A 26136-nucleotide genomic window follows, 5' to 3' on the forward strand; every position below is an offset into this window, starting at 1 on the left:
AGACCGTAGGGAGGAATCCTCGTATGAAAAACATGCAGCAAATGCAGCAGATGATGAAGCAAGTGAAAAAAATGCAGGAAGAAATGGCGAAAGCGCAAGAAGCGCTGAAAGACAAAGTCGTGGAGGGAACCGCTGGCGGCGGCGCTGTGCTGGTCAAGGCAGACGGCCACAAGCAAGTGAAAGAAATCGTGATCAAGCCGGAAGTCATTGATCCGGATGACGTGGAAATGCTGCAGGACCTCGTACTGACAGCGGTGAACGACGCGCTGCGCAAAGCCGACGAGCTGATGGCGAAGGACATGAGCAAATTCACCGGAGGAATGAACATCCCGGGCTTGTTCTAGACAAACAGTTGAAGGAGCAAACGAGATGTTCTATCCGGAACCGGTAACCAAGCTGATCGAAGGATTTATGAAACTGCCCGGCATTGGACCGAAAACCGCCGGGCGGCTTGCCTTTTTTGTCCTCAACATGAAAGAGGACGATGTGCTGGATTTGGCCAAGGCGCTGGTCAATGCCAAACGCCAGCTGCACTACTGTTCCATCTGCAACAACATCACGGATCTGGACCCTTGCCACATCTGCAGGGACAAGCGGCGCGACGGCTCGGTCATCTGCGTCGTGCAGGAGCCCAAGGATGTCGTGGCGATGGAAAAGACGAGGGAGTTCGAAGGCTACTACCACGTGCTGCACGGCGCCATTTCGCCGATGGACGGGATCGGGCCCGAGGATATTCGCATCCCGGACTTGCTGAAGCGGCTCAGTGACGAGCAGGTAAAAGAGGTCATCCTGGCGACGAATCCCAATATCGAAGGGGAAGCGACAGCGATGTACATTTCCCGCCTGATCAAGCCTTTCGGGATTCGCGTGACGCGGATTGCCCATGGTCTGCCGGTAGGCGGTGATTTGGAATACGCGGACGAAGTGACGCTGACCAAAGCCTTGGAGGGCCGGCGCGAATTATAGCGACAGGAAAAAGACGGGGGTTCCCTGTCTTTTTTTCATTTTGGGGTGATCCCATCAGTGCGTAGGAGGGAAGGACATGCCTGTCATTCGTTCGGAATTGGTGATTGCCGCACCCCGGCACATTTGCTTCGACGCGGCGAGAAGCATCGATTTGCATATGGAATCTACTTCGAAAACAAAGGAAAAGGCGATTGCAGGGGTGACGGGCGGCTTGATCGAGCGGGGGGAGTCCGTGACCTGGGAGGCTGTCCATTTCGGAATCAAGCAAAGGCTGACTGCCGTCATCACGGAAATGGAAGAGCCGTCTTATTTCGTCGACGAAATGGTTTCCGGAGCATTCAAACGGTTTCGCCATGAGCATCAATTCTTTCCACTCGGAGACAATCAAACCCGCATGATCGACACATTTGATTACGAATCGCCGCTGGGGGTACTGGGGAAGATCGCTGACTGGCTCTTCCTTGAAACGTACATGGCGCGTTTTTTGATCGAGCGGAATCTGTACTTGAAGCGCGTGGCCGAGGAACAGTTCCGCCGGTTGCAGGAGTAGTGGGCGCAGGAAAACGGACTTTTTTTGTGGGACGAGACATACAGTGTATTAGGAGCGTGAAGAGATGCTGACTGGACCGGGGCTGTCGCTGCGGGTGGAGCCGGAGAGACAACGATCCACGCCGTGGGCGATCATGCTGTTTATAGGGTACTGGCTGATGTTTGCCGCCGAGTTTTCCGTCATTCGTTTTTATCGGGGGAGTGACGGCAGATGGGTCGCAACGACAACCGACCAGCCGCAGCTGTGGCTGTCGCTGACGGTGCTGGCCATCACCGTTTTCAGCTTTGCAGGGACGATTGGATATGGCATCAGCTTGTGGAGGCAGCGCAGACAAATCCAGTGGTATTGGGGACCGGGCGACCTGACGGGCAACGACGTGCTGCATATCGTGGCGTGGCTGCACGTATTTCAGACGGGCACCCTCGTGCTGTACGGGTTGGTGTTGGGCGACACCTTTTTTATGGAAGGGACTATCGGCGGGACGTTCGAGTCGGCTTCGTTCCAGATGTTTTTGCTGCTGCTTTTGCCGTTCTGGTTTCGGGGCCGGCTGCCTTCTATCGGACTGTGCCGTCCCGTCCGAATCTGGCAGATGCTCATCGTCCTGCTGATTTTGTTTTTCCTGATCGCCAAGGTCATGGACGCGGCAATCACTCACCCGTTGGCAGATTGGCTGGGACTGTCCCTTTCCTCGGAGCGGGAGCAGCAGATTGAAAAAGAAATTGTGCAGGCGAAGCAGACGGATATGCTGGCGGCAGTCTCGTCCTTTCTGGTGATTGGGATTCTGGTCCCGATTGCAGAAGAGATGCTGTTCAGAGGCGTCGTGCAGACGTATCTGGTTCGCCGGTTGGGGGCCATTGCGGGTATTGTGCTGAGCAGCCTCTGGTTTGCTCTTCTGCACATCGATTTGGCCTTGTTTGTACCGCTCTTTGTCATCGGCCTTCTCTTGGGAGGCGTCCGTCATCGCTATCAATCCATTTGGGGAGCGGTCTTGCTTCACGCCGTCAACAATTTGACGGGCGTGCTGTACTACTTTCAGTAAGGAGGTACACAGGTGAGCAGGTGGGGGAAAAAGGCGAAGGTACTGATCGACGTGGGGGCAGTCGGACTCGATGCGGCGGTCACGCGGGCGCGTCTGGATTGGCAGCATGCTCGCCATCTGGTGGATATCAGTGAACCGGATGGCGGCCTGGTCGATGCCATTTACTATTTGCAGCTGACGGAAAAACGCTACACCTATCTGCTTTCGCAAGCAAAGCGGGAGCATGTTCGGAAGCAAGCGTAAGGGGGAAGCGCATGGAAACAGGTTGGATCATTGCTCTGGTTATCGCGGGAATCCTGGTCGTTATTGCGGCAAGCAAGTCGGTGACAGGTCCCGTGCGTTGGATCGGTTTTGGAATCATGCAGCTGGTCGTCGGGGCGATCCTGCTTTTTTTCGCCAATCTGGTCGGAGAACTCGCCCACTTTCACATTCCGATCAATCCGGTGACAGCCCTGCTTGCAGGATTCTTGCGTTTGCCCGGGCTGGCCGCGCTTGTCGTGATCAAGCTGTGGGTGATGTGAACCGCGTTTACCCGTCCGTCAGCAAGAATGCGACGCCCTTGTTTTCGTATTTGACGCGGCAGTTCTTGGATTGTCGAAAGGAGACGAGCAAGGCCAGCAGCCGAGGCAAAGAAAGAACCAGCGAGCCGCTGAGGAGCGTCAGACCGTATTCGACAGGCAGCCATACGTACGCTGCTGCTGCGAGGCACAGGCTGCCTGCGAGCACGACGCTCTCTCCGGTGCGGTAAATGGAGAGGGGTACAGGGAGTCTATACCCGGCTCCCCACCACGGGGAGACGAGCATGTCCGCTGTAGTGTGCGGCCTCAGCTCACGAAGCTGTGCAAACAGGCGAAACACGATCAGGTGACTGATGCTGACTGCCGGCAGGATCGCAAGTGTCACGATCAGCCGATCTACGGGAACGTTCAGGAGCATGGAGATCGCGATCAGGGACAAGCCTATCAGCAGCAGCTGGGACAAGGAGCCGACGATGCCCCAGCGGAAGCGGTGCAGCAATTTGTAGCTGTAAATCGTTTGGGCAGTAGTCTGTTGCTTCATACCTTTCCTTCCTTTTCCGACAAGGCGTACATTCGGTCTTATTATACTATCGGAAGAAATGCAGATGGGGTAAATTCCAGCCGTTGGCGAGTCCAACGGCTTTTTTGTACAGATCGGAATTGATAAAATTCCGGTCCAGTATAAGGGCCGCCGCGTCTCCGCCAAAAAGAACGGCCTAGCCAGGTTTTCGAATGATGGGCCGGGGGTGGATGGGAACGATAAGGGGAAGAAACGGACGCGGACATGTTTTTTGCAAAAGGAGGTAGCTGTCTTGAATCATCGTCCACTGACTTTGCTGGCGCCGACAGGCGAAATCGCCGGGGGGATCCGTGAGAAACTGGCAGCGTGCGGAATCCGGTTGCAATCGTTTGTGCAAGCAATGGGAAGCGGGGAGATAGGGGCAGATGGCGTGCTGTTGACGTCGGCGCACGAGTGGGACTCTGCGTCTGCGGCGGAGCTCCTCTCCACCCGCCCGGGCCTGCTTCTGGTATATGGCGACGACATTCCGTACGGCTGGGCGGATCATTTGGACGGGCATTGCGACCGGGGAAAATGGGAAGTGGTCAGGCTGGCCTTTGTTTCGGAGGGAGAGCGGGCCTTGATCGGAGGAGAGCAAAATGGGTATTGGGTGAATCACCTTCGCCGCCGCTTCGCCTACCATCAGCTCGTATGCCTGATTTGCAAAAGGCGTGAAGTGGATGAGGCGGTAAGACAGCTTCCGCGTTACTTGGCATGGAAAGAACGCTTCTTTCTGGAGCTGGGAGAAGTGTGCGATCGGGAAGGCGTCTCTCTGCAGACAGTGGCTCGCGCTCTGGGGATGGACACGAGAGTGGGGCAAGGCTGGCTGTATCCCGAGCGGAGCGACCAGTCGCAGCTTTGCCAGTGGCTGGAGCGCGAAGCCAAGCATGTACTGGAAAAGGCGAACGTGCATCGCGTTGTGCTCTGGGGCCCGGCTTCTTTTTGGAACGGGATGGAGACTGGATGGCTCGAAGGTAGGGAGGTTTGCGTGGTTTCCGGCGAGGACGAGCTAGATCCGAACGAAGCCTTCCTTGAGAGTGTGCCTGGCGTCGAGTGGCAGAAGGCTCTCCGGAATGCCGATCTGCTGCTGATTGGCAGAGCTGATGCGGCGATCGGCGAACTGGGCCTATCCGAGCTTGTCCAGTGCATGCGCCAGTCCCACGTTGTCGATGCTTGCGCCTGTTTCCCCATACCGGAAGCACGCAGCCATTTGCTGAGCTACCGAGCTGTCGGCGAAAAGACGAACGTTTGGGAATGATGCTGATTATAATGGGGTATAATGATTGGTACATTGAGGAAAAGGGCAGGCGTTAAGACTATGGAAAAGGTTGCTCAGCGATGTATCGTCTGTGAACTGGAACGCAGCGACGGAATCGCCATTTGTGAGCAGTTCATTTGCCAGAAATGCGAGCAAGAGATGGTCAACACGGATGTGCAGGATGAAAAATACCCGTTCTTTATCCACCAGATGAGGCGGATATGGCTTCGGAAAGACGCGTGAAGGAAAAAAGGCAACGGATAAAACCCGATGCCTTTTTTCATGCCAAATCATGCTAAAATAGTGGGACATTCATTTCATAAAAGGGACGTGAAGAGCGCGTGTTTGGGAAACATGCTGATTTCCGGGAGCGGCAAATGCGGGCTCCCCTGTATGAACAGCTGGAGCGCCACGCCAAGCGGCATCCGCACCCGTTTCATGTGCCGGGACACAAAATGGGTCACAGCTTTGATGCCGAAGCGAAGCAGCGGTTTGGGGCCATGCTGGAATTGGATCTCACGGAAATTAGCGGGACGGACGATCTGCATCAGCCGCAAGGGGTGATTGCCGAAGCCCAGGAGCTGGCTGCGGAAGCGTTTGGCGCAGAGGAGACGCGCTTTCTCATCGGGGGCAGTACGGTAGGGAATCTGGCGCTGATCATGACGGTATGCCGACCGGGCGACAAGATTCTCGTTCAGCGGAATTGCCACAAATCCGTGTATCACGGAATCATCATGGCGAGAGCGACTCCGGTTTTCCTGGTGCCGGCTGTGGATTTGGCGACCGGGGTAGCCGCAGGGGTTCGCCGCGAGGATGTGGAGCGGGCCCTGCAAGCGCATCCCGATGCAAAGGCCGTATTTTTGACGAATCCGACGTATTACGGGATGGGCATCGATTTGGAGAAAATGGCGGCGGTGGTCCATCGCCACGATATTCCGCTGCTGATCGATGAAGCCCACGGGGCGCATTACGGCTTTCACCCGGCTTTTCCGCCGTCAGCCATGCTGTGCGGTGCGGACGCGGCAGTCCAGTCGACACATAAAATGGCGTCCGCGATGACGATGTCCTCCATGCTTCATGTGCAGGGTAGTCGCATTGATCGGGACAGGCTGTTTCGCTATTTGGCGATGATCCAGTCTTCGAGCCCGTCCTATGTGCTCATGGCTTCGCTTGATTTGGCCCGTCGCCATCTGGTTGTGGAAGCCTGCGAGGAATGGGACAGGCTGCTTCCGCAGTTGGACAAGCTGCGGGAACGCACGGGCAGACTGGAATGGCTGGAATGGCCGCGCCTGGGAGCAAACAGTGTGTATGCGACTCTCGATCCGCTGAAGCTGTTTCTTCACATACGCTCGCAGCAATTGGACGGGTTTGCGCTGCAGCATGCCATGGAAAAGCACGGGATTTACCCGGAGCTGGCTGACGCGTCACACGTGCTGCTGGCTGCCTCGGCAGGAACGTCCGCGCGTGATCTCGATGCACTGGCGAAGCTGCTGGAGTCTCTCGATGTCGAGGTAGAGCCGGGGGAAGAGCGCGTGCTGGAGGCGGGAGTCGTTTCCTCCCATTATTTGCGCGAACAGGTCGTACCGATGGACGAGGCGGTCGACTCGCCGAAGGAGACGATTTCTCTCGAGCAGTCGCTGGGAAGGGTGGCAGCGGAAATGGTCATTCCGTATCCGCCGGGGATCCCGGTACTCGTCCCGGGCGAGCGGATCGACGAGCAGTGCCTGGCGATGCTCATGGAGCTGCGAAAGGGGCAAACCCGTTTTCACGGCGTGCAGGATGACCGTCTGCAAACCATACAAGTGCTGTAAAGAACAAGGGAAGGCCTGTACAACAGGTGGAAGGAGCTTGAACGTGACAACAGGACGAAAAGGCCGGTTTATTACCGTAGAGGGCGGGGAAGGTGCAGGCAAATCGACGATTATTGCCCGCTTGTACGAAGAGCTACGGGAGCGCGGCATGGATGTGCTCCTAACCAGGGAGCCGGGGGGTATCGAAATCGCCGAAAAGATTCGCGAAATCATCCTGAATCCCGCCCACACCCAGATGGACAAAAGGACGGAAGCGCTCTTGTATGCGGCGGCTCGCGCCCAGCATTTGGCGGAAAAGGTGCTGCCCGCGCTGGAAGCCGGAAAGCTGGTGCTGTGCGACCGGTTCATCGACAGCAGCCTCGCTTACCAGGGACATGCGCGCGGACTGGGAATCGATGACGTGTATTCGATCAACCGGTTCGCGGTGGGAGACTGCATGCCGGAGCTGACGCTGTTTTTCGATGTGCTGCCCGAGGTGGGTCTGGGCCGGATCAATGCAGCCAGAGGGCGGGAGATCAACCGCCTCGACCTGGAAGGCATGCGTTTTCACGAGCTCGTGCGGGAAGGGTATCAGCTGGCCATGGCGCGGGATCCCGAGCGCTTTGTCGTGATCGACGCAGGGCAGCCGCTGGAGAAGGTGTATCAGGACGCACTTGCCGCCTTGATCGCCCGATTGTAAGGAGACAGTGCGCATCGCGGGGTACATGCTGTATAATATGTTTAGGAAGAATATCGTACCTCGCCCACCTATTTATCATACAATGAAACACCAAGTACTCTTCTATGGGAATGATTATTTGCGGAAAGGGTGATAGCCGATGAAAATGGTAGTTGCGGTCGTCCAGGACAAAGATAGTGGTCGCCTGTCTCAACAGCTGGTGAAAAAAGGCTTTCGTGCAACTAAGCTTGCCAGTACCGGCAGTTTTTTGCGAGCCGGTAACACAACCTTCTTGATCGGTACGTCTGACGAAAGCGTGCCGGAAGTAATCGACATCATTGCGCATAATTGCAAATCCCGCAAACAGATGGTCACTCCTGTTTCCCCCCTCAGCAATGCGGTGGACTCGTTCATGCCTTACCCGCTCGAAGTGCAGGTAGGCGGCGCTGCCGTATTCGTACTCGATGTAGGAGAATTCCACTCCTTCTAGCCGACGCTTTTTCGCGAGTTCCCGCTCTCTTTTTTCGCCGCTTTCGTATATACTGGATCTCATGAGGACAAAACCTTGCGGATCGCAGCTACGGAGGTGGCGAAATGAAAATCAGCGACGGTCTCCGGCCGAAACTGGACATGGTCAAAACGGCGGATACACGTAGAGGCCCTCAGCTGGAAAAGCTGAATTTTGGCACGATGGTTCAAGGTGAAGAAGAGCGCATGTCGCAGGAGCGGTTGAACCGGCTGTTGTCTGACATCGACAAGCAAGGGCAGATTCTGGCCCGTTCCCGCTCCGTACGCGACTTTTATTCCTATAAAAATCTCGTCAAACAGTTCATGGAGGAAGCCGTCCGTTACGGCATTGCCCTGGACGACCGACGGGGGATGAATCGGCGTGGCCGCAGCAGGCTGTACAAGATCGTCAAAGAAGTGGATGCGGAGCTGCTCAGGCTTACAGACGAGCTGCTCAGCGACCAGGCTCCGATGATCGACTTGCTTGCCCGCATCGGAGAAATTCGCGGCATGCTGATCAACCTGTATTTTTAGTTAGGTGTGGAAAGAACCATGACATGGACCCAATTTTCCCAGCAGCCAAGAGCTTCGGAACTGCTGTATCACAGCCTTCGCAACAATCGGCTGGCCCACGCTTACTTGCTGACCGGTCCGAAGGGAGCAGGCAAAAAGAAACTGGCCCTGCATCTGGCGAAATCCCTGTTTTGCCCGGAGAGGGAAGCCGACGCCTGCGGGGCCTGTCTGACGTGCAGGCGCATCGAGGCGGGCAACCATCCCGATGTGCTTTTGATCACGCCGGACGGGGCTTCCATCAAAATCGACCAAATTCGCGGCCTGCAAAAGGAAATGGCGATGCGGGCGGTTGAGTCCCAGCACAAGGTATACATCATCGAGCACGTAGATAAAATGACGACCCAGGCTGCGAACAGCCTGCTGAAGTTTTTGGAGGAGCCGCCTGTCGGAGTCCTCGCCCTCCTGCTTACCGAACACAGCCATGCGATTCTCCCGACCATCCTGTCTCGCTGCCAAATTGTACAATTTTCCCCGCTGTCTGCAGAGGCGATCGCCGGGGAGCTGCGCAGAGAAGGCGTTTTGGCAGGAATGGCACAGGTCGCTTCCCACATTACGACAAATGTGGAAGAGGCCAAGGTGCTTAGCCAATCAGAATCGTTTGCACAGCTGAGAAATCTAGTGATACAATTGATTCAGGAGTGCAAACAACGCAATTCGTCTGCGCTTTTTACCATCCATGATATGTTGCAAAAGAGCGACAAAATTAAAGAGGAACTACCCCTCTTTTTAGATTTGCTCATCCTTTGGCTGCGCGATATCCTGTATGTGCAAGTAGGCAGGCATGCCCATCTCATCAACAGCGACCAACAGGATGTGCTGCAAGGACAAGCACTGGTATGGACAAAAGCTGAGCTCTTGCACGGGATAGATTTGGTCATGGAGACAAAAAATCGGATAGAGCGAAATGCCAACGCACAGTTGGCTCTTGAGCGGTTGGTTCTTCAAATCCAGGAGGGATAACCTTGTACGAGGTTGTTGGAGTCCGCTTTAAAAAAGCGGGCAAAATATATTACTTCGACCCGGACCGACTGCCGATCGAGAAAGATTGTACCGTCATCGTGGAAACGGCTCGGGGGGTCGAATACGGAAAAGTCGTCATCGGCAAGAAGCAGGTGGCGGAATCCGACGTCGTGCTGCCGCTGAAAAAAGTGATCCGGGTAGCGGACGAAAAAGACGCCAAGCAAGTGGATGAAAACAAGCTTGCTGCCAAAAACGCCTTTGCCGTCTGTCAGACCAAGATCAGGGAACACAAGCTGGACATGAAGCTGGTCGATGTGGAGTACACGTTTGATCGCAACAAGATCATCTTTTACTTTACCGCAGACGGTCGAGTGGATTTCCGCGAGCTTGTCAAGGATCTGGCTTCTGTATTCCGTACGCGTATCGAGCTTCGCCAGATTGGCGTCCGCGACGAGGCCAAAATGCTGGGCGGAATCGGTCCGTGCGGGCGATTGTTGTGCTGCTCCACGTTTCTCGGCGATTTTGAGCCCGTATCGATCAAAATGGCCAAGGACCAAAACCTTTCGTTGAATCCAGCGAAGATCTCCGGACTTTGCGGCAGATTGATGTGCTGTTTAAAATACGAGAACGACAACTACGAAAGCACTCGCGATGAAATGCCCGAAATCGGAAAAGTGGTAACGACCCCTATGGGGAACGGCCGAGTGGTGTCCGTCAATGTACTCGACCAATCGGTTCAAGTGGAACTGTCGATCGATAAAAAGATCACGGAGTTTGGGCTAGATGAGATTGCGATAGGGCTTCCCACTTTTGAATAAGGTGGGGTAGGGGAGAGGTGAGCTAGTGGACAAACGGGAAATCTTCGTCAAAATGGCGAGCATTGAAGAACGAATTGGGGACCTGTACAAAGAGATCGGTGAGTTGAAAGACGTCATCGTCGTTTTGATGGAGGAAAACGCCCAATTACTCGTTGAAAACCAGCACCTCCGCAACCGAATGGACAGGAAAAAGACAAGCTCTGCGGCCAAACAGAAGGGAACACGCCCTGTTGCACAGGAAAAGGCCAAAAAGGCAGTGGTCGGAGAAGGATACGACAATCTGGCTCGCCTCTATGCAGAAGGGTTTCATATCTGCAACGTCCATTTCGGCAGCCTGCGCAAAGAAGGGGATTGTTTATTCTGCTTGTCGTTTCTAAGCGGAGGCCCTCAAAAATAAATGGTGGATAAAAGCGACCTGGGCCATGTGTCAGGTCGTTTTTAACTGAATCGGAAAGTATACACTTCGACGGCGAACTACCCGATTCAGCAAGAACAACCTTCCGCTGAAACGAGGTCGCTCATCCTTGAGCAGGCCTCATAGAGGTTTTCTTAGCGTATACGAATTTATTCGACAAGAACTAAAGGGGTATGGAACTGCGGATGGAACCTGTCATCAATGTGCCGCTCTACGAATCGGAGCGCATCGACGATTTGCTGACTCATGAAATGAAGATCATACAAAGCCACGAAGTGTTTTGCTTCTCGATGGATGCTGTTCTCCTGGCTCGCTTTGCCTCCGCGCCAAAACGGGGACGTATCCTTGACTTCTGCACGGGGAACGGAGCTATTCCGCTCATCATGAGCACCAGGACACCCGAGGCGACCTTTGAAGGCATCGAGATTCAGGAGCGGCTGTATGGCATGGCGAGCCGAAATGTGGCGTTGAACCGGCTGGAAGGACGCATCACGATGCACCATGGCGATGTGAAAGAAGCGGTGGAGCGATTCGGTCATGCCAAGTTTGACGTCATCACCTGCAATCCGCCTTATATGCCTGCAACCGGCGGCGAGAAAAACATCAGCGAGCATTTTGCCATCGCCCGCCACGAAATCATGCTCTCCCTGGAAGACGTGATTCGGGTCGGCAGCCAGCTGCTGAAAAACGGCGGCAAGCTCGCGATGGTGCACCGCTCGACCCGCCTGATCGAGATCATTTCCTTGATGCGCCAATACGGGATCGAGCCCAAGCGGATGCGTCTCGTGTACCCGCGCCGGGATGCGGAGCCGAACATGGTGCTGATCGAAGGGATGCGAGGAGGCAAGCCGGAGCTGCGCATTGCGCCGCCGTTGATTGTCTATGAAAATGGAGAGGAATACTGTGAAGAACTGCAGGAAATCTATTTCGGAAGACGCGATTCCCTCGCATAAAAGCCACTTCGTGTACATTTTGTCTTGTGCAGACGGAAGTCTTTACACCGGGTATACGACCGAGCTGCAAAGGCGCCTGCGGGAGCACAATGAAGGCAAGGGAGCCAAATATACCCGTGGACGCGGCCCTGTCGAACTGCTCTACTTCGAAGAGGGGGCAGACCGCTCCTGGGGACTGAAGCGGGAGGAAGGGATCAAACGTCTCTCCCGGCTGAAAAAAGAAGAACTGATTGGAGTGGGTCCGCAAGATGAATGTCCAGCGTAGTTTTTCGTCCGAAGAGACCGGTGTCCTCTATTTGGTAGCGACCCCGATTGGAAATCTGGATGATATGACAGTACGCTGTCTGGAAACTTTGCGCAGCGTAGATGTCATCGCCTGCGAGGACACGCGTCAGACGCGCAAGCTGCTCAATCATTTCCAAATCGACAAGCGAACGGTCAGCTATCACGAACATAATAAAGAAGCCAGCGGACAGGGCCTTTTGCAGTGGCTGGAGGAAGGAAAGAAAATTGCGCTGGTGAGCGACGCCGGTCTGCCGGCCATTTCCGACCCGGGAGCCGAGCTTGTGCGCGATGCGGCGGCGGCGGGCTTTCCGGTGATTCCGGTGCCCGGGGCCAATGCGGCATTGACCGCTCTGATCGCCTCTGGGCTACCCACGGACCGCTTTGTCTTTTGCGGATTTATCGGGCGGGAAAACAAGGAGCGTCGCGAGGAGCTGGAACGGCTGAAAAAGTACCCGGAGACGTTGATTTTCTACGAGGCTCCCCATCGGATCGAAAAGACCTTGGCGGCCATGCGGGAAGTGTGGGGCAATCGTCGGGCTGTCATGGCGAGGGAGCTGACCAAGCGGTACGAAGAGTTTGCGCGCGGCACGCTTGACGAGCTCTTGGCGTGGCTGCGAGAAGGAGAGGCGCGTGGCGAATTTTGCCTGATCGTCGAAGGCTACCTGGGTCCTGCGGAGGAGGAAGCCGACGCGTGGTGGAGCGGGCTTGGCGTCGTGGAGCACGTCGATCGGTACTGTGAGCAGGGCATGGGCAAAAAAGAGGCGATCAAACAGGCGGCTGACGATCGCGGCGTTTCCAAACGGGATGTGTACAACGAGTATCACCGCGAGTGACCGACGCCAGTCGCTTGAATGAGGGCTGTATTATAGAAGAAAAAGGTCGGCCCTGGAGGTCGGCTTTTTTGAATGGAACACAAAAAAGAGCCTTTTGGGCTTGTCCCCCCGAAAAGGCCCGTGCTCTTATGTAAAAGAACAGAGATTAGCGTTTGACAACCGGCATTTCAGAGAGGCAATCCTGGCAAACGATTTTACCTTTAAAATGAGATACTTTGTCAGCGTTTCCACAGAAGATACAAGCAGGCTCATACTTTTTCAGGATGATGCGCTCGCCATCCACGTAAATTTCCAGTGCGTCTTTTTCTGCGATTCCCAAAGTGCGGCGCAATTCGATCGGAATAACTACACGGCCCAACTCGTCCACTTTACGAACAATACCTGTTGATTTCATCATTGTGAATTCTCCTCCCAAATATGGACATGTCGATGCTATTGTTCAACAGAGATCATTAATCGTCAATATTCGACATTTTCTACTGAAAACATCATACCAGCGATTCCCAAAGGTGTCAACATCGATTTGACAATTCTTTGAAAACAAAAGTGTTTTTTGAAATTGGAAACATTGATGCTACTGCGTTTGTTAGCAATATGGAAAAGTGGTGTAAAAATTTATGGATAAAATTAACTGGGAGCTGTCGCCTGTATTTCAGTCGGTTCGTGTCGAATAATAGCTTGTTCATTCGACATATTCACCTTTTTTTCTCTCTGCTTCCTTTTTCTCCTAATGCGCCGGTTTTGGATGAAAAGTGATGGAGGGGAGGTTTACAAAACAGGTTGGTCGTGTACAATAGAGGGTGTAATGAGGCAAATCATAGCAAAAGGCCATGATGGGAAGAGTAAGCGGACACTCCTTATTCCAGAGAGCCGGGGTAGCTGAAAACCGGCATAAGCGAGCATGCTGAACATGGACCCTGAGTCTCGCCGATGAACGTGAGACGGCTCCGCCGTTTTCCAGTAGTCTGCGACGCACGCCCACGTTACGGGTAGAGTCAATGTTTGACTCACCAAGTCCGTCATCCGCGAGGAAACGGAGCTTTTGGGTGGTACCGCGAGTTATAGCTCGCCCCAATTTTTGGGGCGGGCTTTTCTACTTTCTAAACGTAAGTTGGAGGGGTTTTGTTGCAATGAAACCGACATATTACATTACCACACCGATTTATTATCCGAGCAACAAGCTGCACATTGGAAATGCCTACACCACGATCGCCTGTGATGCGCTTGCCCGCTACAAGCGCCTGCGCGGCTACGACGTCTACTACCTGACCGGTACGGACGAGCACGGCCAAAAGCTGCAGGAGCGGGCAGCCGAAGAAGGAAAGCAGCCGCTGGAATTCATCGATCCCGTCGTAGACTGGATCCGCGAGCTGTGGGACAAACTGGACATCTCCTATGACGACTTTATCCGTACGACCCAACCGCGCCACAAGGAAGTCGTACAAAAGATTTTCCAGCGTTTGCTCGATCAAGGCGACATCTATCTGGGTGAGTACGAAGGCTATTACTGTGTGCCGGACGAGGCGTTCTGGACGGAGACCCAATGCAAGACGGACAAAGGCTATTTTTGCCCGGACTGTGGACGCGAAGTGAAAAAGGTCAAGGAGAAAAACTATTTCTTCCGCATGTCCAAATACCAGGATAGACTGCTTCAGCACATCGAGGCCAACCCGGACTTCATCCAGCCGGAGAGCCGCCGCAACGAAATGATCAACAACTTCCTGAAGCCGGGGCTGCAAGACCTTTCCGTGTCCCGCAGTACGTTTGACTGGGGTATCAAAGTGCCGAGCGATCCGGAGCACGTCATCTACGTGTGGATCGACGCCCTGACCAACTACATTTCCGCACTGGGCTATTTGACAGACGACGACAGCAAATACCGCCGTTTCTGGCCGGCCAACGTGCATATGGTGGGCAAGGATATCCTGCGCTTCCACACCATTTACTGGCCGATCCTGCTCATGGCTTTGGATGTACCGCTGCCGAAGCAAATCTTTGGCCACGGCTGGCTGCTCATGCCGGATGGAAAAATGTCCAAATCCAAAGGAAACGTGATCGATCCAAAGCTGCTCATCGACCGCTACGGCTCCGACGGCGTACGCTATTTCCTGCTGCGCGAGATCAACTTCGGGCAGGATGGCATCTTTACACCGGAATCGTTCGTGCAGCGCTTGAACTACGACCTGGCCAACGACATCGGAAACCTGCTCAGCCGGACGGCGACCATGATCGAGAAGTATTTCGACGGCGTCGTTCCTGCTCCACAAGACGCAGGGGAACCGGATGACAGCCTGATCAGCCTGGCAGTGAAAACGAAGGGGCTGGTCGAGGAGCATATGGAAGAAATGCGCTTCAGCAACGCCCTTGCTCACATCTGGGAGCTGGTGGGACGGACCAACAAATACATCGATGAGACCATGCCGTGGAACCTGGCCAAGTCCGAGGAGACGAAAGGACGCCTGGCTACCGTCATGTACAACCTGGCGGAAAGCATCCGCATCAGCTCCATCCTGATCCAGCCGTTTATGACCAAAGCACCGGCAAAAATTTGGGACCAATTGGGGATTTTGGGGAACGAGGAAGCGACCAGCTGGGAATCCGCCGGCAAGTGGGGCGGATTGCCTGCAGGCAGCACGGTCAGCCGCAAGGAGCTGCTCTTCCCGCGTCTCGATGTACAGGCGGAGCTGGCCTTCATCGACGATTCGACAGCCGAGGCGCGACGCCAGGCTGAGGAAAACAAAAGAAAGCAGGATGCACTGAAAGGGGAATCTTCCGTGAGCGAAACGACAACCAGCCAAACCGAAGCGGCTGCAACCGAAAAACCGGCAGATGCCAAAGAAGAGATCGGTATCGACGACTTTGGGAAAGTGGAGCTGCGTGTGGCGCAGGTCGTGGAGTGCGCGAAGCACCCGAATGCCGACAAGCTGCTCATTCTCCAGCTCGATCTGGGCTATGAAAAACGCCAGGTCGTCTCCGGAATCGCGAAGTACTATGCGCCTGAGGACCTGGTCGGGAAAAAAGTCATCGTCGTAGCCAACCTGAAGCCGGTGAAGCTGCGCGGTGAACTGTCCCAGGGCATGATTCTCGCAGCATCGGCAGGAGACCAGCTGACATTGGCAACGGTAGATCCGAGCATGCCAAACGGCGCCATCGTGAAATAACGAGCGGACCGGCAGGAAAGGAAGGACGCATCCGTGTTATTTGAAACGCATACGCATCTGAACGCTCCGGAATTTGACGAGGACCGCGCGGAAGTGATCGCCCGTGCCAGGGAAAACGGGGTCAGCACGATTGTCAACATCGGCTTCAATGCCGAGACGATCCCGACCTGCATCGAACTGGCGGAGGCCTACGACTTTATTTACGCGGTGGTCGGCTGGCACCCGCAGGATGCAAAAGATATGACTGACGAGCACTTGGCTTGGATCGAGGAGCTCTCCCGCCATCCGAAAGTAATCGGGCTGGGGGAAATGGGTCTGGACTACTACTGGGATACGTCGCCCAAGGATGTACAGGCGGAGGTATTCCGCAAACAGATCCGCCTCGCCCGTAAAGTCGGCATGCCGATCATCATTCACAACCGCGACGCCCATCAGGATGTCATCTCCATCCTCAAAGAGGAGAAGGCGGCTGAAGTAGGCGGAATCATGCACTGCTTTTCCGGCAGCTGGGAGACGGCGAAGCTGGCGCTGGACATGAACTTTTACATCTCCTTCGGCGGGCCGTTGACGTTCAAAAACGCCAAGCAACCGAAGGAAGTGGCCGCCAAAGTGCCGCTCGACCGGCTTCTGATCGAGACGGACAGTCCGTACCTCACGCCGCATCCCTTCCGCGGCAAGCGCAACGAGAGCGGCTACGTCCGCTACGTCTGTGAGGAAATGGCGAACATTCGCGGCCTGTCCTACGAGGAAATGGCACAGATCACAGCAGAAAACGCTCGCCGTTTGTTTCGCCTGAAATAGCCAAAAAAACAAAGCAAAAGCGGAAAGTCACGGGCTCTCTCGTGGCTTTCCGCTTTTTTGCGACCGCTTTTCTACGTTCTACTCTCGCTTTTCGCCGCATACTTTGAACAATGTGTCGAACGATTATTGTCCCATCGACACATGTGCTCGACACCAATTGCCTATGATTCGTCAGGCCCTTTTTGCTAGGCTTGTACCATCATCTCTTCAGCCGAAGGTAGGGGAAATTTGACAAAGGAGAAAAAGTAACATACAATCAAATCCAATCTTGTTTAGTAGCGGCCACTTCCAGAATATTAGTGCAATTACATCGACCCTTACCTGGCTAGACCGAAAAAGCCTTGTGCTTTTTTTAGGAAAAGGAGTGTGGGAAATGGAGTTACGCACGATATGGGATAGGTATAAGAATCGGGGACTCGTTCTCTTCGGCGGTCTTGCTCTTGTGCTCGTTCCCATGATTGGGTATTTCTCTGCCCAGGCTACCCAGCCAAAACAGGTCACCTTTTCGTTGGATGGCGAGAGTCGCACAGTAGCTACCAAGGCTGACACCGTCGAGGAGTTCTTGGCGGAGCGACAAATCGCTGTCACGGAAAAAGATTTCGTTCAACCGGCACCTCAGACAAAACTCAAGAGCGGAGCGTTAATCACTTTACATACAGTCTGGTCCATACCGGTCCGGATTGACGGGCAGACCAAAGTCATTCAAACAAGGAGTCGCGATGTAGCCGGCGCACTGAAAGACGGCGGCATCGCACTCGGGGAAAAGGACCGGACAGAACCGGCCTTGACCGCGGCGCTCACCAAAGATGCCACCATCACGGTCAAACGGATCGTCGAGAAGATGGTGGACGAGGAAGAGCGCGTCACCTATCAGGAAATTCGCAAGAACGACCCTGCATTGGAAAAAGGGAAGACGAAAGTATTGCAAGAAGGGCAAGAAGGTAAGGCAATTGCACACTATAAGCTAGTCACGGAGGATGGCAAGGAAATCTCCCGTGAACTGGTGTCGAGAGAAGTACTCACACCGAAAAAAGACCGCGTGGTGGCTATGGGAACCGCGGTGGCGATGCGCTCGGAAGGTGCATCGGAACGGGTTCTGGTCGCATCAGCGGGGATGGTCTCCCGCGGTGGAAAAGTTTTCAGGCCGAAGAAAGTACTGAACGGGGTTACCTTGACTGCCTACTCGCCGGCAGGCGGCGGCAAACACCCTAGCTCGCCGGGATACGGACGAACAGCTACAGGAGTGAAAGCACAGCCGGGCCATACGATTGCAGTAGACCCTCGCGTCATTCCGTACGGATGGTGGGTCTATATCGAGGGAGTCGGATACCGCCGTGCAGAAGATACGGGCGGAGCCATGCGAGGCGGCAAGATTGACGTATTCGTCAGTACGGAGTCAGAGGCGGTCAGGTTTGGCCGCAAGCGCAACAAAACCGTTTATGTGATTGGACCGCAAAAGCCGTAGAACAGGACAGGAGCGAACAGCTCCTGTCTTCTGTTTGCTTGCATACCGTGTTAAGCTGTTGTAGGTAAGACGCTCTGTGTGCCCGAAACGTTACAGGTTTTTGGGCTTTTGGCCGCATTTTTTTGGCACACTAGTACCATACGGACAATGTACGAAAGTGGGAGCACAAAAATGAAGATCAAGGAAGTCATCGTGGTGGAGGGCAGGGATGATACTGCTGCGATCAAGCGGGCTGTCAACGCCGATACGATCGAGACCGGCGGCTCCGCCATCCACGACTGGACCATCGAGAAAATCCGCCTGGCGCAGCAAAAGCGCGGCGTCATCATTTTCACTGACCCCGACTACCAGGGAGAGCGCATTCGCAAAATCATCAGCCGAGCGGTGCCGGGCTGCAAGCATGCGTTTATTACCCAAGAGGACGGGACGAAGAAAGGCGATATCGGCGTGGAAAACGCTTCACCCGAGGCCATCATCCAGGCGCTATCGGAAGTGCGGACGGAAATGGCGGAGTCAGCGGGAGAAATCACAGCGGATGACATGCTGGCCCACGGCCTTACATCCGGGCCCGATTCCAAGGAGCGGCGGATCAAGCTGGGCGAGCTGCTGGGCATCGGCTATGCCAACTCCAAGCAGATGCTGCAGCGCCTCAATGCCTTCCAGATCAAACGGGCCGAATTCGAAGCAGCCATCAAGGCAATCGACAAAGCGAGGGAGTAAGACATGACCCAAATGACAGGGAAAGATATCGCCACACCTACGCGTACCAAGGAGATTCTGGAGAAGTACGGCTTTTCGTTCAAAAAGAGTCTGGGGCAAAACTTCCTCATCGACACCAACATCCTCCACAATATCGTGGCAGAGGCCGACCTGACGAAAGAAAAGGGAGCCGTGGAAATCGGGCCCGGCATCGGCGCCTTGACGGAGCAGTTGGGACGAGCTGCAGGAAAGGTCGTGGCCGTCGAGATAGACCAGAGGCTGTTGCCGATTTTGGCGGACACGCTGGCGCCCTATGAAAATATCGAGGTCGTGCACGGCGATGTGCTGGAGCTCGACCTGAAAGCATTGCTAGAGGAAAAAATGGCGGGAGTGGACAAGATCAGCGTCGTAGCCAACCTGCCGTACTACGTGACCACCCCGATCCTGATGAAGCTGCTGGAAGAGCGCTTGCCGCTGGAAAACATCGTCGTCATGATCCAAAAGGAAGTGGCTGACAGGATCGCTGCCAAGCCGGGCACGAAGGATTACGGCTCTCTCTCTGTCGCAGCGCAATTCTATGCCGATACGGAAGTGGCAATGATCGTGCCGGCCAGCGTGTTCGTTCCTCGGCCAAACGTAGATTCTGCGGTTATTCGCCTCAAGGTCCGGGAACGTCCGCCTGTCGAAGTGGACGACCAGGACGTGTTTTTCCGTGTGGTGCGCAGCTCGTTTGCCCAACGACGCAAGACCCTTTTGAACAACTTGATGAACGGTCTGTTTCGCAAAGAACAGAAGGATGAAGTAGTACAGATGCTCGCCGATATCCGGATCGATCCGACGCGCCGGGGAGAAACGCTCAGCATCGAGGAATTTGCCCGGCTTGCAAACGAAGGCTTGCGGCGCGGGTTGATCGGTTCCTGACAAGAAAGGACCTCCATTTTTGGGCTAATAACGCCAAAAGTGGGGGTTTTTTATGTTTTCTGGCACTTTTTCATATGTAGCTGACAAATATCTACGTAATTCATGAAAAAAAGCCCGTTGACAAAATCTCGGCTGGGTTGCTATAATTTTTTATTTCTTTGACAAAATAACGGTATGCTGTTATAATAGATGTAAGCGAGGTGGATGGAACAATGGCAAGAAACGCGTTACTTGACATTAAACGCAGTTTAGACGGGCACATTGGTGAGCGCATCCTGCTAAAGGCAAATGGCGGTCGCCGAAAAACCGTCGAACGAAGTGGCATCCTCGAAGAAACATACCCATCAGTATTTGTAGTCAAGCTGGACGACGATCAACTTTTCGAGCGGGTTTCTTACAGCTATGCTGACATCTTGACAGAAACGGTAGAGTTGACGGTGTGCCGCGAGAACGAGCACATCCGCATCACATTTGTACAACAGTAGAACCCTCAGGGTTCTACTGTTTTATTTTGGCCAAATATTTCAAGGAACGCATAGGCGCTCCTTCTACATAGAGTGAAATTTCCGCAGGATGCGTACACTATCCGTGTCAACGAGAAAGGGAGGATGTTATGGGTCGCAGACGAGGCATTATGTCTGAGGAGTTCAAGATGGAGATCGCCAAGGAGCTTGGGTTTTACGATACGGTGAAAGCCGAGGGCTGGGGTGCCATCACGACGCGCGACGCGGGAAACCTGGTGAAACGCGCCATTCAGATTGCCGAGGAAGCATTGGCCAAGAAGCATACCACATAACTCGTTGGCAAGGCCGGGGAAACCCGGCCTTTTTACGCGAAATGCGGTATTTTCCAAACCGTCATAATCTTCACCATCATATTGTTTTATTCGATCGAGTGGCATGGAAGAGAATGCCTATGCTACAATAAGAGACTAGGAAATTCAGAACGTAGGCAGAGGTGAACAACGTGCGTATCTCGGTCAAAGCTCCGGCCAAAATCAATCTGACTCTGGATGTTCTCGCCAAGCGGCCGGACGGTTATCACGAAGTGGAGATGGTGATGACTACCGTAGACTTGGCGGATCGTGTAGATCTGACTCTGCGCGAAGATGGAGAGATTACGCTGGACTGCTCTGCCAGCTTCGTCCCAGACGATATTCGCAACCACGCCTATAAAGCGGCGGTGCTCTTGAAAGAACGCTATCACGTGCGCGCTGGCGTACACGTGTACATCGATAAACAGATTCCCGTGGCCGCGGGCCTCGCAGGGGGAAGCAGCGACGCGGCTGCGACCTTGCGCGGTTTGAACCAATTGTGGAGTCTCGGCCTGACACTGGAAGAGCTCGCGGCAGTCGGTGCCGAGATTGGCTCGGACGTTCCTTTTTGCGTATACGGGGGAACGGCTCTGGCAAAGGGCAGAGGGGAGCAAATCACTCACCTCAGCCCGCCGGCAGCATGCTGGGTCATTCTCGCCAAGCCGCCCATCGGCGTCTCGACAGCGGATGTATACGGCAACCTGCGTGTGCAGGAGATCGCCAGCCATCCCTCGACCGGGAACATGCTGCAAGCGATCGAGACGCAGGACTTTTCCTTGATGTGTCAGTCGCTGGGCAACGTCCTTGAAAATGTGACCCTGTCGCTTCACCCGCAAGTGCGGCAAATCAAGGAGCTGATGATCGCATCGGGCGCAGACGGCGTCCTGATGTCGGGAAGCGGCCCGACTGTCTTTGCCCTCGTGCAAAAGGAAGCCAAAGTGCATCGGATTTACAACGCGTTGCGCGGTTTTGTGAAAGACGTATTTGTTGCCCGAATGTTAGGAGCTGGCGAAGGGGAAATGCTTGCATGAACCCGTATAAAAATGATACATTAGCACCATAATATTCGGTTTTGGAGGAAGAGCTATGAAGAAATTGCGCAGAAGTGCGCGTCTCGTCGATATGACGCAGCACTTGCTCGCCCATCCCCATACGCTGATTCCGCTCACTCTTTTTGCCGAACAGTACGGTGCGGCAAAATCGTCGATCAGCGAGGACTTGTCCATCATCAAGGAAGCGTTTGAGGTTCAGGGTGTTGGCTTGTTGAAAACGGTGGCGGGAGCGGCCGGCGGAGTGAAGTTCATTCCTCAGGTCAAAACAGAGGATGCTCTGCTCTTCATGCACGAATTGATCGACCAATTGGCCAATCCGGAGCGTCTTTTGCCAGGCGGGTACCTGTATATGTCCGACATTCTCGGCAATCCGTCCACGATGTCCAAAATCGGCAAACTGTTCGCTACGGCCTACGCGGACCAAAATGTAGACGTGGTCATGACGGTGGAGACCAAAGGGATTTCTCTCGCGTATGCGACCGCCATGTATTTGAATGTTCCGGTGGTGATCGTCCGCCGGGACAACAAGGTGACGGAAGGATCGGTCGTGAGCATCAACTACGTATCGGGATCTAGTAAGCGGATTCAAACCATGTCGTTGGCGCGCCGCGCACTTGCAGAGCAGTCCCGCGTCCTGATCGTGGACGACTTCATGAAGGCGGGCGGCACCTTGCGCGGGATGATCGACCTGTTGCAGGAGTTCCGCGCCACGGTCGTAGGCTGCGGCGTTTTGGTGGAGACCACTGCTGATGTGTCCGAACGCCTCGTCGAAGACTATGTATCGTTTGCCAAGCTCAAGGATGTGGACATCAAGGGCAAGCAGATCGAAATCGAGCTCGGCAGTTTTTTTGAGAGGTAATCGCAGGCAAGCAGTCTAAAGAGGGCTCGGTAGAGGGTTCCTGAGCCCGCAATACCAGTGTGACGCAAGCTCCGTGCGGTACAGCGAAAAGGGGCTTCGTTTTTTAGAAAAGGAGAGAAGAACACATGGCAATCTCTTTTGTTTCCACTGACAAAGCACCAGCGGCAATTGGTCCGTACAGCCAGGCTGCCAAGGTAGGTCCGTTCCTGTTCGCATCGGGCCAAATTCCCCTGCGCCCCGACGGCACGCTCGTGGAAGGCGGCATCGTCGAGCAGACGCATCAGGTCTTTGCCAACATCCAAGCTGTTTTGGCTGAAGCCGGCGGCAGCTTGTCCAGCGTGGTAAAGGCTACGGTGTTCATTAAAGACATGAACGACTTCGCCCAGCTGAACGAAGTGTACGGACAATATTTTGGCGACCACAAACCGGCTCGTTCCACCGTAGAGGTGGCGCGACTGCCCCGGGATGTGAAGGTCGAGATCGAGATCGTCGCTTACCTGGAAGCGTAGCAACCGGAAATAGCTCCACTAACAGCCCTGTGCTTCTTGAGCGCAGGGCTGTTTTTTTTCGCGAAATATCTCCATAGTCACACCAGAATGTTGTCGATATGAATAAATTTATATATTTTTTTAAAAATTTGCATAGGGTCAGCAGGAATATTTACCCAGAGGGTGGAAATACTCCTAAACGCGTTTTCATAGATAAAGGGAGTGAACTAGATGGAAGTAACAGACGTTAGACTTCGCCGAGTGAATACGGATGGTAGGATGAAAGCGATTGCGTCCATTACAATTGACCATGAGTTCGTGGTTCATGATATCCGTGTCATTGATGGAAACAATGGCATGTTCGTAGCCATGCCGAGCAAGCGTACGCCGGATGGGGAATTCCGCGATATCGCACATCCAATTTCATCCACTACCCGCGAAAAAATTCAAGCGGCTGTCTTGTCCGAATACGATCGTGTCGGGCAGGAAGAAGAAAGCACGATTGAAGCGGGGGCATAAAGCCACCCACATGCAAGCACCCTGTCCATATGGCAGGGTGCTTCGACGTCTGCTTATCGATAGCACGCTTCCAAGTCTGCGATGATTTTGCCCTGGTCCATTCCTTCACCGATAAACACGGCCACCATTTTGGGACCGAAATTCTCAAAAGGAAACAGGTGGACCTGATTGTCTGTGTGCTGAAACGAAATAAGCTCATCTCTGCCGTGGAACTGGACGTAGCCCTTGGCACGGTAGACGTTTTTGGGCAGGCTGTAGAGAAAGTCCTCGAACTTGTCGGCGTCGACAGGTCCGGCGAAGGGGTAGGAGAATGTCTCGATGCTGTTGTACAGCGATTTCGTTTTCAGTCCGAGCGATTGCTTGAGTCTGTCCACGGCAGACATGCGGCCGATCGTTTTCTGGACAGGAGCGGAGTGCACGGGCTCCCGTTCTGCCGTTCTTTGCTCCGCAAGGCGGGTGACGGACAGAAGGGTATGTAGATCCATTTCACTCTGGACGGTGAGGTGGATAGGGGCAATCGGGTTCAGCTCGGCCAGCTTTCCTTTTACTTTGTCCGCGATGTCGGCAGAAGTCAGGTCCAGCTTGTTGAGCAAGAGCAGGTCGGCGTATTTGACCTGGTTGCGTACGGTCTTCACCAGCGCGCCGGTCGACTGGAAGCGCGAGCCCAGCTCCAAAAAGCGGGACGCATCTACGACCGTGATGATGCCGCGCAAGTCGATTTTTTCGTACAGCTCGGGATGGGTCAGTCCGTCGACCACATCGATGGGATCGGCCACACCTGTCGTCTCGATGAGAATTTTATCTGGACGCAGTGAGGTAATTACTTCCTTCAGACTCTCCGTCATCTCTCCCTGAATGGAGCAGCAGATGCAGCCGTCCAAGAGTTTCTTGACAGGAAATCCAAATCCTTGAAGCTGCTCTCCGTCAATATCTTCCTCGCCCATTTCATTCATGACGACTACGACGTTTTCTTCCTGTGCGCGCAAATGAGTGAGCATTTTCGTCAGCAGCGTGGTCTTTCCGCTCCCCAAATAGCCGGTGAGCAAGTACACCTGAGCGCTCATTCATTTCGACCTCCTTTACAAATAACCCCTGTCGCCCATCAATATATCATATTTTTCTCAGAAAATTAAATGTTGTCTGATGTATGGCAAGCCTTAGGCAATGTCCGGAAAACGGCGAGAATCCTGCACCGAGTGTCTTGAAATCCACATATGATTAAGATATAGTCATTGTGGAACTTCTACGATGGAGGGTTGACATGTCTAAGATCCATGCCGTGGTTCTGGCCGCTGGTCAGGGTACACGGATGAAATCGAAGCTGTACAAGGTCCTGCACCCTGTGTGCGGAAAGCCAATGGTCCAGCATGTGGTGGACACGATGGCAACCATGCAGGTGGAGGATATCGTTGTCGTCGTAGGTCATGGTGCTGACGCAGTCCGCGCCAAACTGGGCGAGGGCGTCGCATACGCACTGCAGGAAGAACAGTTGGGAACGGCGCATGCCGTCCAGCAGGCAGCGCCATTTTTACAAGATAAAGAAGGCACTACGTTTCTTTTGTACGGAGACGTCCCCCTCTTGTCTACGGAGACGTTGTCCGCCTTGTTGACCTATCACGAGGAGCAAGGAGCGGCTGCGACCGTATTGACCGCCGTGCTTCCGGACCCGACCGGTTACGGACGCATCGTGCGCAATGAGGCAGGCGAAGTATTGCGAATCGTGGAACACAAGGACGCCACCGAAGAGGAACGGGCGATCCGGGAAATCAACACGGGCATATACTGCTATGACAACCAAAAATTATGGAAAGCCTTAGCTGAAGTGAAAAATGACAATGCGCAAGGCGAATACTATGTGACAGATGTCGTCGGCATTTTGCGGGATGCGGGTGAAAAGGTGGCAGCCTTTGAAGCGGCAGATCCTGACGAAACGATGGGCGTGAATGACCGCGTGCAGCTGTCGGAAGCGGAAGCGTACATGAGACGCCGGATTGCGGTCGGCCATATGCGCAATGGCGTCACGATTGTGGATCCGGCCTCAACCTACATTGAGGCGGATGTGACGATTGGCGCTGACACGATCATCCAGCCGGGGACATTCTTGCGCGGGCGGACAACCATCGGCACGGATTGCGTCGTGGGGCCGCAGGCAGATCTGACGAATGTGGAAGTGGCAGACGGTGTCTCCCTGACATATACCGTCATGGTGGATGCTCGCGTGGAGCACGACAGCACGATCGGTCCTTTTGCTTACGTGCGTCCGGGGTCCGTCATCGGCCCGAAAGCTAAAATCGGCGACTTTGTCGAGCTGAAAAACGCCAAAATCGGCGAAGGCTCGAAAGTTCCGCACCTCAGCTACGTCGGGGACGCCGAAATTGGCGATGGAGTCAACATCGGCTGTGGAACGATTACCGTCAATTACGATGGCGCCGTGAAACACAAAACGATTGTCCAGGACGGCGCATTTATCGGCTGCAACTCCAATCTGGTGGCGCCGGTCACCGTCGGCCAAAATGCTTACGTGGCAGCAGGCTCGACGATCACCCAGGATGTGCCTGACGATGCACTGGCTATCGCTCGCGAACGACAAGTGAATAAAATCGACTACGCCAACAGAATGCCTCGCAAGGGCAAAAAGCAATCATAACGGGAGG

The 26136-nt window shown here is 54.3% G+C and carries 33 protein-coding genes; 30 read left to right on the forward strand and 3 right to left on the reverse strand.

Annotation, left to right across the window (positions count from 1 at the left end):
- Nucleotides 1-32 precede the first annotated feature (32 nt).
- From RGB73_RS00545 to RGB73_RS00570, 6 genes are all read left to right on the forward strand, one after another.
- Nucleotides 33-344 (forward strand): YbaB/EbfC family nucleoid-associated protein, encoded by a 312-nt coding sequence (locus RGB73_RS00545; RefSeq protein WP_310774033.1) that lies wholly within the window; start codon nucleotides 33-35, stop codon nucleotides 342-344.
- A 25-nt stretch (nucleotides 345-369) separates the two neighbouring features.
- Entirely contained in the window at nucleotides 370-966 is a 597-nt protein-coding gene (gene recR / locus RGB73_RS00550) for a recombination mediator RecR (RefSeq protein WP_310767766.1), read from the forward strand.
- A gap of 76 nt (nucleotides 967-1042) precedes the next feature.
- Nucleotides 1043-1516, forward strand: a complete 474-nt coding sequence (locus RGB73_RS00555; RefSeq protein ID WP_310767770.1) for an SRPBCC family protein — start codon at nucleotides 1043-1045, stop codon at nucleotides 1514-1516.
- A 64-nt stretch (nucleotides 1517-1580) separates the two neighbouring features.
- The gene (locus RGB73_RS00560; protein ID WP_310767772.1) at nucleotides 1581-2555 is read left to right on the forward strand and encodes a CPBP family intramembrane glutamic endopeptidase; all 975 of its coding nucleotides are present in this window, start codon (nucleotides 1581-1583) and stop codon (nucleotides 2553-2555) included.
- Nucleotides 2556-2567: 12 nt separating this feature from the next.
- Complete coding sequence (locus tag RGB73_RS00565) at nucleotides 2568-2798, forward strand: DUF2508 family protein (RefSeq protein ID WP_310767774.1); 231 nt, start codon at nucleotides 2568-2570, stop codon at nucleotides 2796-2798.
- Nucleotides 2799-2809: 11 nt separating this feature from the next.
- Nucleotides 2810-3076: a pro-sigmaK processing inhibitor BofA family protein gene (locus RGB73_RS00570; RefSeq protein WP_310767776.1), complete on the forward strand. Its 267-nt coding sequence runs from the start codon at nucleotides 2810-2812 to the stop codon at nucleotides 3074-3076.
- 7 nt (nucleotides 3077-3083) lie between these two features.
- On the opposite strand, the gene RGB73_RS00575 is transcribed toward RGB73_RS00570, so the two are convergent.
- Entirely contained in the window at nucleotides 3084-3614 is a 531-nt protein-coding gene (locus RGB73_RS00575; protein WP_310767778.1) for a hypothetical protein, read from the reverse strand.
- Between the two features lie 271 nt (nucleotides 3615-3885).
- Between RGB73_RS00575 and RGB73_RS00580 the strand changes: the two genes are divergently transcribed.
- The 12 genes from RGB73_RS00580 to rsmI all read left to right on the forward strand — a co-directional run bounded on the left by RGB73_RS00580 (nucleotide 3886) and on the right by rsmI (nucleotide 12703).
- Nucleotides 3886-4890 (forward strand): hypothetical protein, encoded by a 1005-nt coding sequence (locus RGB73_RS00580; RefSeq protein ID WP_310767780.1) that lies wholly within the window; start codon nucleotides 3886-3888, stop codon nucleotides 4888-4890.
- Between the two features lie 60 nt (nucleotides 4891-4950).
- Nucleotides 4951-5133: a sigma factor G inhibitor Gin gene (locus RGB73_RS00585; RefSeq protein WP_310767782.1), complete on the forward strand. Its 183-nt coding sequence runs from the start codon at nucleotides 4951-4953 to the stop codon at nucleotides 5131-5133.
- A 134-nt stretch (nucleotides 5134-5267) separates the two neighbouring features.
- The gene (locus tag RGB73_RS00590; RefSeq protein ID WP_310774035.1) at nucleotides 5268-6701 is read left to right on the forward strand and encodes an aminotransferase class I/II-fold pyridoxal phosphate-dependent enzyme; all 1434 of its coding nucleotides are present in this window, start codon (nucleotides 5268-5270) and stop codon (nucleotides 6699-6701) included.
- A 37-nt stretch (nucleotides 6702-6738) separates the two neighbouring features.
- Nucleotides 6739-7380, forward strand: a complete 642-nt coding sequence (tmk, locus tag RGB73_RS00595; protein ID WP_310767784.1) for a dTMP kinase — start codon at nucleotides 6739-6741, stop codon at nucleotides 7378-7380.
- A 139-nt stretch (nucleotides 7381-7519) separates the two neighbouring features.
- Nucleotides 7520-7849 carry a cyclic-di-AMP receptor gene (locus RGB73_RS00600; RefSeq protein ID WP_007719896.1) on the forward strand — a complete coding sequence of 110 codons (330 nt, stop codon included), beginning with the start codon at nucleotides 7520-7522 and terminating at the stop codon, nucleotides 7847-7849.
- 104 nt (nucleotides 7850-7953) lie between these two features.
- A complete protein-coding gene (locus RGB73_RS00605) occupies nucleotides 7954-8400 on the forward strand; it encodes a YaaR family protein (protein WP_310767795.1) in 447 nt (148 codons plus the stop codon).
- 18 nt (nucleotides 8401-8418) lie between these two features.
- Complete coding sequence (gene holB, locus RGB73_RS00610) at nucleotides 8419-9399, forward strand: DNA polymerase III subunit delta' (protein WP_310767797.1); 981 nt, start codon at nucleotides 8419-8421, stop codon at nucleotides 9397-9399.
- A 2-nt stretch (nucleotides 9400-9401) separates the two neighbouring features.
- Nucleotides 9402-10217 carry a PSP1 domain-containing protein gene (locus tag RGB73_RS00615; protein ID WP_310767799.1) on the forward strand — a complete coding sequence of 272 codons (816 nt, stop codon included), beginning with the start codon at nucleotides 9402-9404 and terminating at the stop codon, nucleotides 10215-10217.
- 25 nt (nucleotides 10218-10242) lie between these two features.
- Complete coding sequence (gene yabA / locus RGB73_RS00620) at nucleotides 10243-10614, forward strand: DNA replication initiation control protein YabA (protein ID WP_310767802.1); 372 nt, start codon at nucleotides 10243-10245, stop codon at nucleotides 10612-10614.
- Nucleotides 10615-10817: 203 nt separating this feature from the next.
- Nucleotides 10818-11585, forward strand: coding sequence for a tRNA1(Val) (adenine(37)-N6)-methyltransferase (locus RGB73_RS00625; RefSeq protein WP_310767804.1), 768 nt, complete (start codon nucleotides 10818-10820; stop codon nucleotides 11583-11585).
- Complete coding sequence (locus tag RGB73_RS00630; RefSeq protein ID WP_310767806.1) at nucleotides 11521-11850, forward strand: GIY-YIG nuclease family protein; 330 nt, start codon at nucleotides 11521-11523, stop codon at nucleotides 11848-11850. The genes RGB73_RS00625 and RGB73_RS00630 overlap by 65 nt, the downstream gene beginning before the upstream one ends.
- On the forward strand, nucleotides 11834-12703 hold the full coding sequence (rsmI, locus tag RGB73_RS00635) for a 16S rRNA (cytidine(1402)-2'-O)-methyltransferase (protein WP_310767809.1): 870 nt from the start codon (nucleotides 11834-11836) through the stop codon (nucleotides 12701-12703). The genes RGB73_RS00630 and rsmI overlap by 17 nt, the downstream gene beginning before the upstream one ends.
- A gap of 145 nt (nucleotides 12704-12848) precedes the next feature.
- Here rsmI and RGB73_RS00640 read toward each other — a convergent pair whose 3' ends face one another.
- Nucleotides 12849-13100 carry an AbrB/MazE/SpoVT family DNA-binding domain-containing protein gene (locus RGB73_RS00640; protein ID WP_055746082.1) on the reverse strand — a complete coding sequence of 84 codons (252 nt, stop codon included), beginning with the start codon at nucleotides 13098-13100 and terminating at the stop codon, nucleotides 12849-12851.
- A 733-nt stretch (nucleotides 13101-13833) separates the two neighbouring features.
- Here RGB73_RS00640 and metG point away from each other — a divergent pair.
- The 11 genes from metG (at nucleotide 13834) to spoVG (ending at nucleotide 23482) form a co-directional block, all read left to right on the forward strand.
- Entirely contained in the window at nucleotides 13834-15864 is a 2031-nt protein-coding gene (gene metG / locus RGB73_RS00645) for a methionine--tRNA ligase (RefSeq protein ID WP_310767812.1), read from the forward strand.
- 33 nt (nucleotides 15865-15897) lie between these two features.
- The gene (locus RGB73_RS00650) at nucleotides 15898-16665 is read left to right on the forward strand and encodes a TatD family hydrolase (RefSeq protein ID WP_310767814.1); all 768 of its coding nucleotides are present in this window, start codon (nucleotides 15898-15900) and stop codon (nucleotides 16663-16665) included.
- 373 nt (nucleotides 16666-17038) lie between these two features.
- Nucleotides 17039-18130, forward strand: a complete 1092-nt coding sequence (locus RGB73_RS00655; protein WP_310767816.1) for a resuscitation-promoting factor — start codon at nucleotides 17039-17041, stop codon at nucleotides 18128-18130.
- Between the two features lie 171 nt (nucleotides 18131-18301).
- On the forward strand, nucleotides 18302-18850 hold the full coding sequence (gene rnmV, locus RGB73_RS00660) for a ribonuclease M5 (RefSeq protein WP_310767818.1): 549 nt from the start codon (nucleotides 18302-18304) through the stop codon (nucleotides 18848-18850).
- A gap of 3 nt (nucleotides 18851-18853) precedes the next feature.
- Nucleotides 18854-19750: a 16S rRNA (adenine(1518)-N(6)/adenine(1519)-N(6))-dimethyltransferase RsmA gene (gene rsmA, locus RGB73_RS00665; protein WP_310767820.1), complete on the forward strand. Its 897-nt coding sequence runs from the start codon at nucleotides 18854-18856 to the stop codon at nucleotides 19748-19750.
- A gap of 212 nt (nucleotides 19751-19962) precedes the next feature.
- On the forward strand, nucleotides 19963-20235 hold the full coding sequence (veg, locus tag RGB73_RS00670; RefSeq protein WP_005830485.1) for a biofilm formation stimulator Veg: 273 nt from the start codon (nucleotides 19963-19965) through the stop codon (nucleotides 20233-20235).
- Between the two features lie 128 nt (nucleotides 20236-20363).
- A complete protein-coding gene (locus RGB73_RS00675) occupies nucleotides 20364-20546 on the forward strand; it encodes a small, acid-soluble spore protein, alpha/beta type (RefSeq protein ID WP_310767825.1) in 183 nt (60 codons plus the stop codon).
- A 170-nt stretch (nucleotides 20547-20716) separates the two neighbouring features.
- A complete protein-coding gene (ispE, locus tag RGB73_RS00680; protein ID WP_310767828.1) occupies nucleotides 20717-21595 on the forward strand; it encodes a 4-(cytidine 5'-diphospho)-2-C-methyl-D-erythritol kinase in 879 nt (292 codons plus the stop codon).
- Nucleotides 21596-21650: 55 nt separating this feature from the next.
- Nucleotides 21651-22475 (forward strand): pur operon repressor, encoded by an 825-nt coding sequence (gene purR / locus RGB73_RS00685; RefSeq protein WP_310767830.1) that lies wholly within the window; start codon nucleotides 21651-21653, stop codon nucleotides 22473-22475.
- Between the two features lie 125 nt (nucleotides 22476-22600).
- Nucleotides 22601-22984 (forward strand): RidA family protein, encoded by a 384-nt coding sequence (locus RGB73_RS00690; RefSeq protein ID WP_310767832.1) that lies wholly within the window; start codon nucleotides 22601-22603, stop codon nucleotides 22982-22984.
- A 210-nt stretch (nucleotides 22985-23194) separates the two neighbouring features.
- Nucleotides 23195-23482, forward strand: coding sequence for a septation regulator SpoVG (gene spoVG, locus RGB73_RS00695; protein ID WP_092274939.1), 288 nt, complete (start codon nucleotides 23195-23197; stop codon nucleotides 23480-23482).
- Between the two features lie 53 nt (nucleotides 23483-23535).
- On the opposite strand, the gene RGB73_RS00700 is transcribed toward spoVG, so the two are convergent.
- A complete protein-coding gene (locus RGB73_RS00700) occupies nucleotides 23536-24546 on the reverse strand; it encodes a CobW family GTP-binding protein (RefSeq protein WP_310767836.1) in 1011 nt (336 codons plus the stop codon).
- A 197-nt stretch (nucleotides 24547-24743) separates the two neighbouring features.
- Between RGB73_RS00700 and glmU the strand changes: the two genes are divergently transcribed.
- On the forward strand, nucleotides 24744-26129 hold the full coding sequence (gene glmU / locus RGB73_RS00705) for a bifunctional UDP-N-acetylglucosamine diphosphorylase/glucosamine-1-phosphate N-acetyltransferase GlmU (RefSeq protein WP_310767838.1): 1386 nt from the start codon (nucleotides 24744-24746) through the stop codon (nucleotides 26127-26129).
- Nucleotides 26130-26136 lie beyond the last annotated feature (7 nt).

Origin of the sequence: Brevibacillus brevis (assembly GCF_031583145.1) — a bacterium.
Lineage (GTDB): Bacteria > Bacillota > Bacilli > Brevibacillales > Brevibacillaceae > Brevibacillus > Brevibacillus brevis_E.

Coding starts and splice junctions, on each gene's coding strand:
- rsmI (WP_310767809.1), top strand. CDS start 11,834: ATGAATGTCCAGCGTAGTTTTTCGTCCGAAGAGACCGGTGTCCTCTAT.
- RGB73_RS00630 (WP_310767806.1), top strand. CDS start 11,521: ATGGAGAGGAATACTGTGAAGAACTGCAGGAAATCTATTTCGGAAGAC.
- holB (WP_310767797.1), top strand. CDS start 8,419: ATGACATGGACCCAATTTTCCCAGCAGCCAAGAGCTTCGGAACTGCTG.
- RGB73_RS00640 (WP_055746082.1), bottom strand. CDS start 13,100: ATGATGAAATCAACAGGTATTGTTCGTAAAGTGGACGAGTTGGGCCGT.
- RGB73_RS00570 (WP_310767776.1), top strand. CDS start 2,810: ATGGAAACAGGTTGGATCATTGCTCTGGTTATCGCGGGAATCCTGGTC.
- rsmA (WP_310767820.1), top strand. CDS start 18,854: ATGACCCAAATGACAGGGAAAGATATCGCCACACCTACGCGTACCAAG.
- RGB73_RS00605 (WP_310767795.1), top strand. CDS start 7,954: ATGAAAATCAGCGACGGTCTCCGGCCGAAACTGGACATGGTCAAAACG.
- RGB73_RS00675 (WP_310767825.1), top strand. CDS start 20,364: ATGGGTCGCAGACGAGGCATTATGTCTGAGGAGTTCAAGATGGAGATC.
- RGB73_RS00545 (WP_310774033.1), top strand. CDS start 33: ATGCAGCAAATGCAGCAGATGATGAAGCAAGTGAAAAAAATGCAGGAA.
- RGB73_RS00575 (WP_310767778.1), bottom strand. CDS start 3,614: ATGAAGCAACAGACTACTGCCCAAACGATTTACAGCTACAAATTGCTG.
- spoVG (WP_092274939.1), top strand. CDS start 23,195: ATGGAAGTAACAGACGTTAGACTTCGCCGAGTGAATACGGATGGTAGG.
- purR (WP_310767830.1), top strand. CDS start 21,651: ATGAAGAAATTGCGCAGAAGTGCGCGTCTCGTCGATATGACGCAGCAC.
- recR (WP_310767766.1), top strand. CDS start 370: ATGTTCTATCCGGAACCGGTAACCAAGCTGATCGAAGGATTTATGAAA.
- RGB73_RS00585 (WP_310767782.1), top strand. CDS start 4,951: ATGGAAAAGGTTGCTCAGCGATGTATCGTCTGTGAACTGGAACGCAGC.
- RGB73_RS00700 (WP_310767836.1), bottom strand. CDS start 24,546: ATGAGCGCTCAGGTGTACTTGCTCACCGGCTATTTGGGGAGCGGAAAG.
- RGB73_RS00590 (WP_310774035.1), top strand. CDS start 5,268: ATGCGGGCTCCCCTGTATGAACAGCTGGAGCGCCACGCCAAGCGGCAT.
- glmU (WP_310767838.1), top strand. CDS start 24,744: ATGTCTAAGATCCATGCCGTGGTTCTGGCCGCTGGTCAGGGTACACGG.
- RGB73_RS00655 (WP_310767816.1), top strand. CDS start 17,039: ATGGAGTTACGCACGATATGGGATAGGTATAAGAATCGGGGACTCGTT.
- RGB73_RS00625 (WP_310767804.1), top strand. CDS start 10,818: ATGGAACCTGTCATCAATGTGCCGCTCTACGAATCGGAGCGCATCGAC.
- RGB73_RS00600 (WP_007719896.1), top strand. CDS start 7,520: ATGAAAATGGTAGTTGCGGTCGTCCAGGACAAAGATAGTGGTCGCCTG.
- veg (WP_005830485.1), top strand. CDS start 19,963: ATGGCAAGAAACGCGTTACTTGACATTAAACGCAGTTTAGACGGGCAC.
- RGB73_RS00690 (WP_310767832.1), top strand. CDS start 22,601: ATGGCAATCTCTTTTGTTTCCACTGACAAAGCACCAGCGGCAATTGGT.
- RGB73_RS00560 (WP_310767772.1), top strand. CDS start 1,581: ATGCTGACTGGACCGGGGCTGTCGCTGCGGGTGGAGCCGGAGAGACAA.
- rnmV (WP_310767818.1), top strand. CDS start 18,302: ATGAAGATCAAGGAAGTCATCGTGGTGGAGGGCAGGGATGATACTGCT.
- RGB73_RS00555 (WP_310767770.1), top strand. CDS start 1,043: ATGCCTGTCATTCGTTCGGAATTGGTGATTGCCGCACCCCGGCACATT.
- metG (WP_310767812.1), top strand. CDS start 13,834: ATGAAACCGACATATTACATTACCACACCGATTTATTATCCGAGCAAC.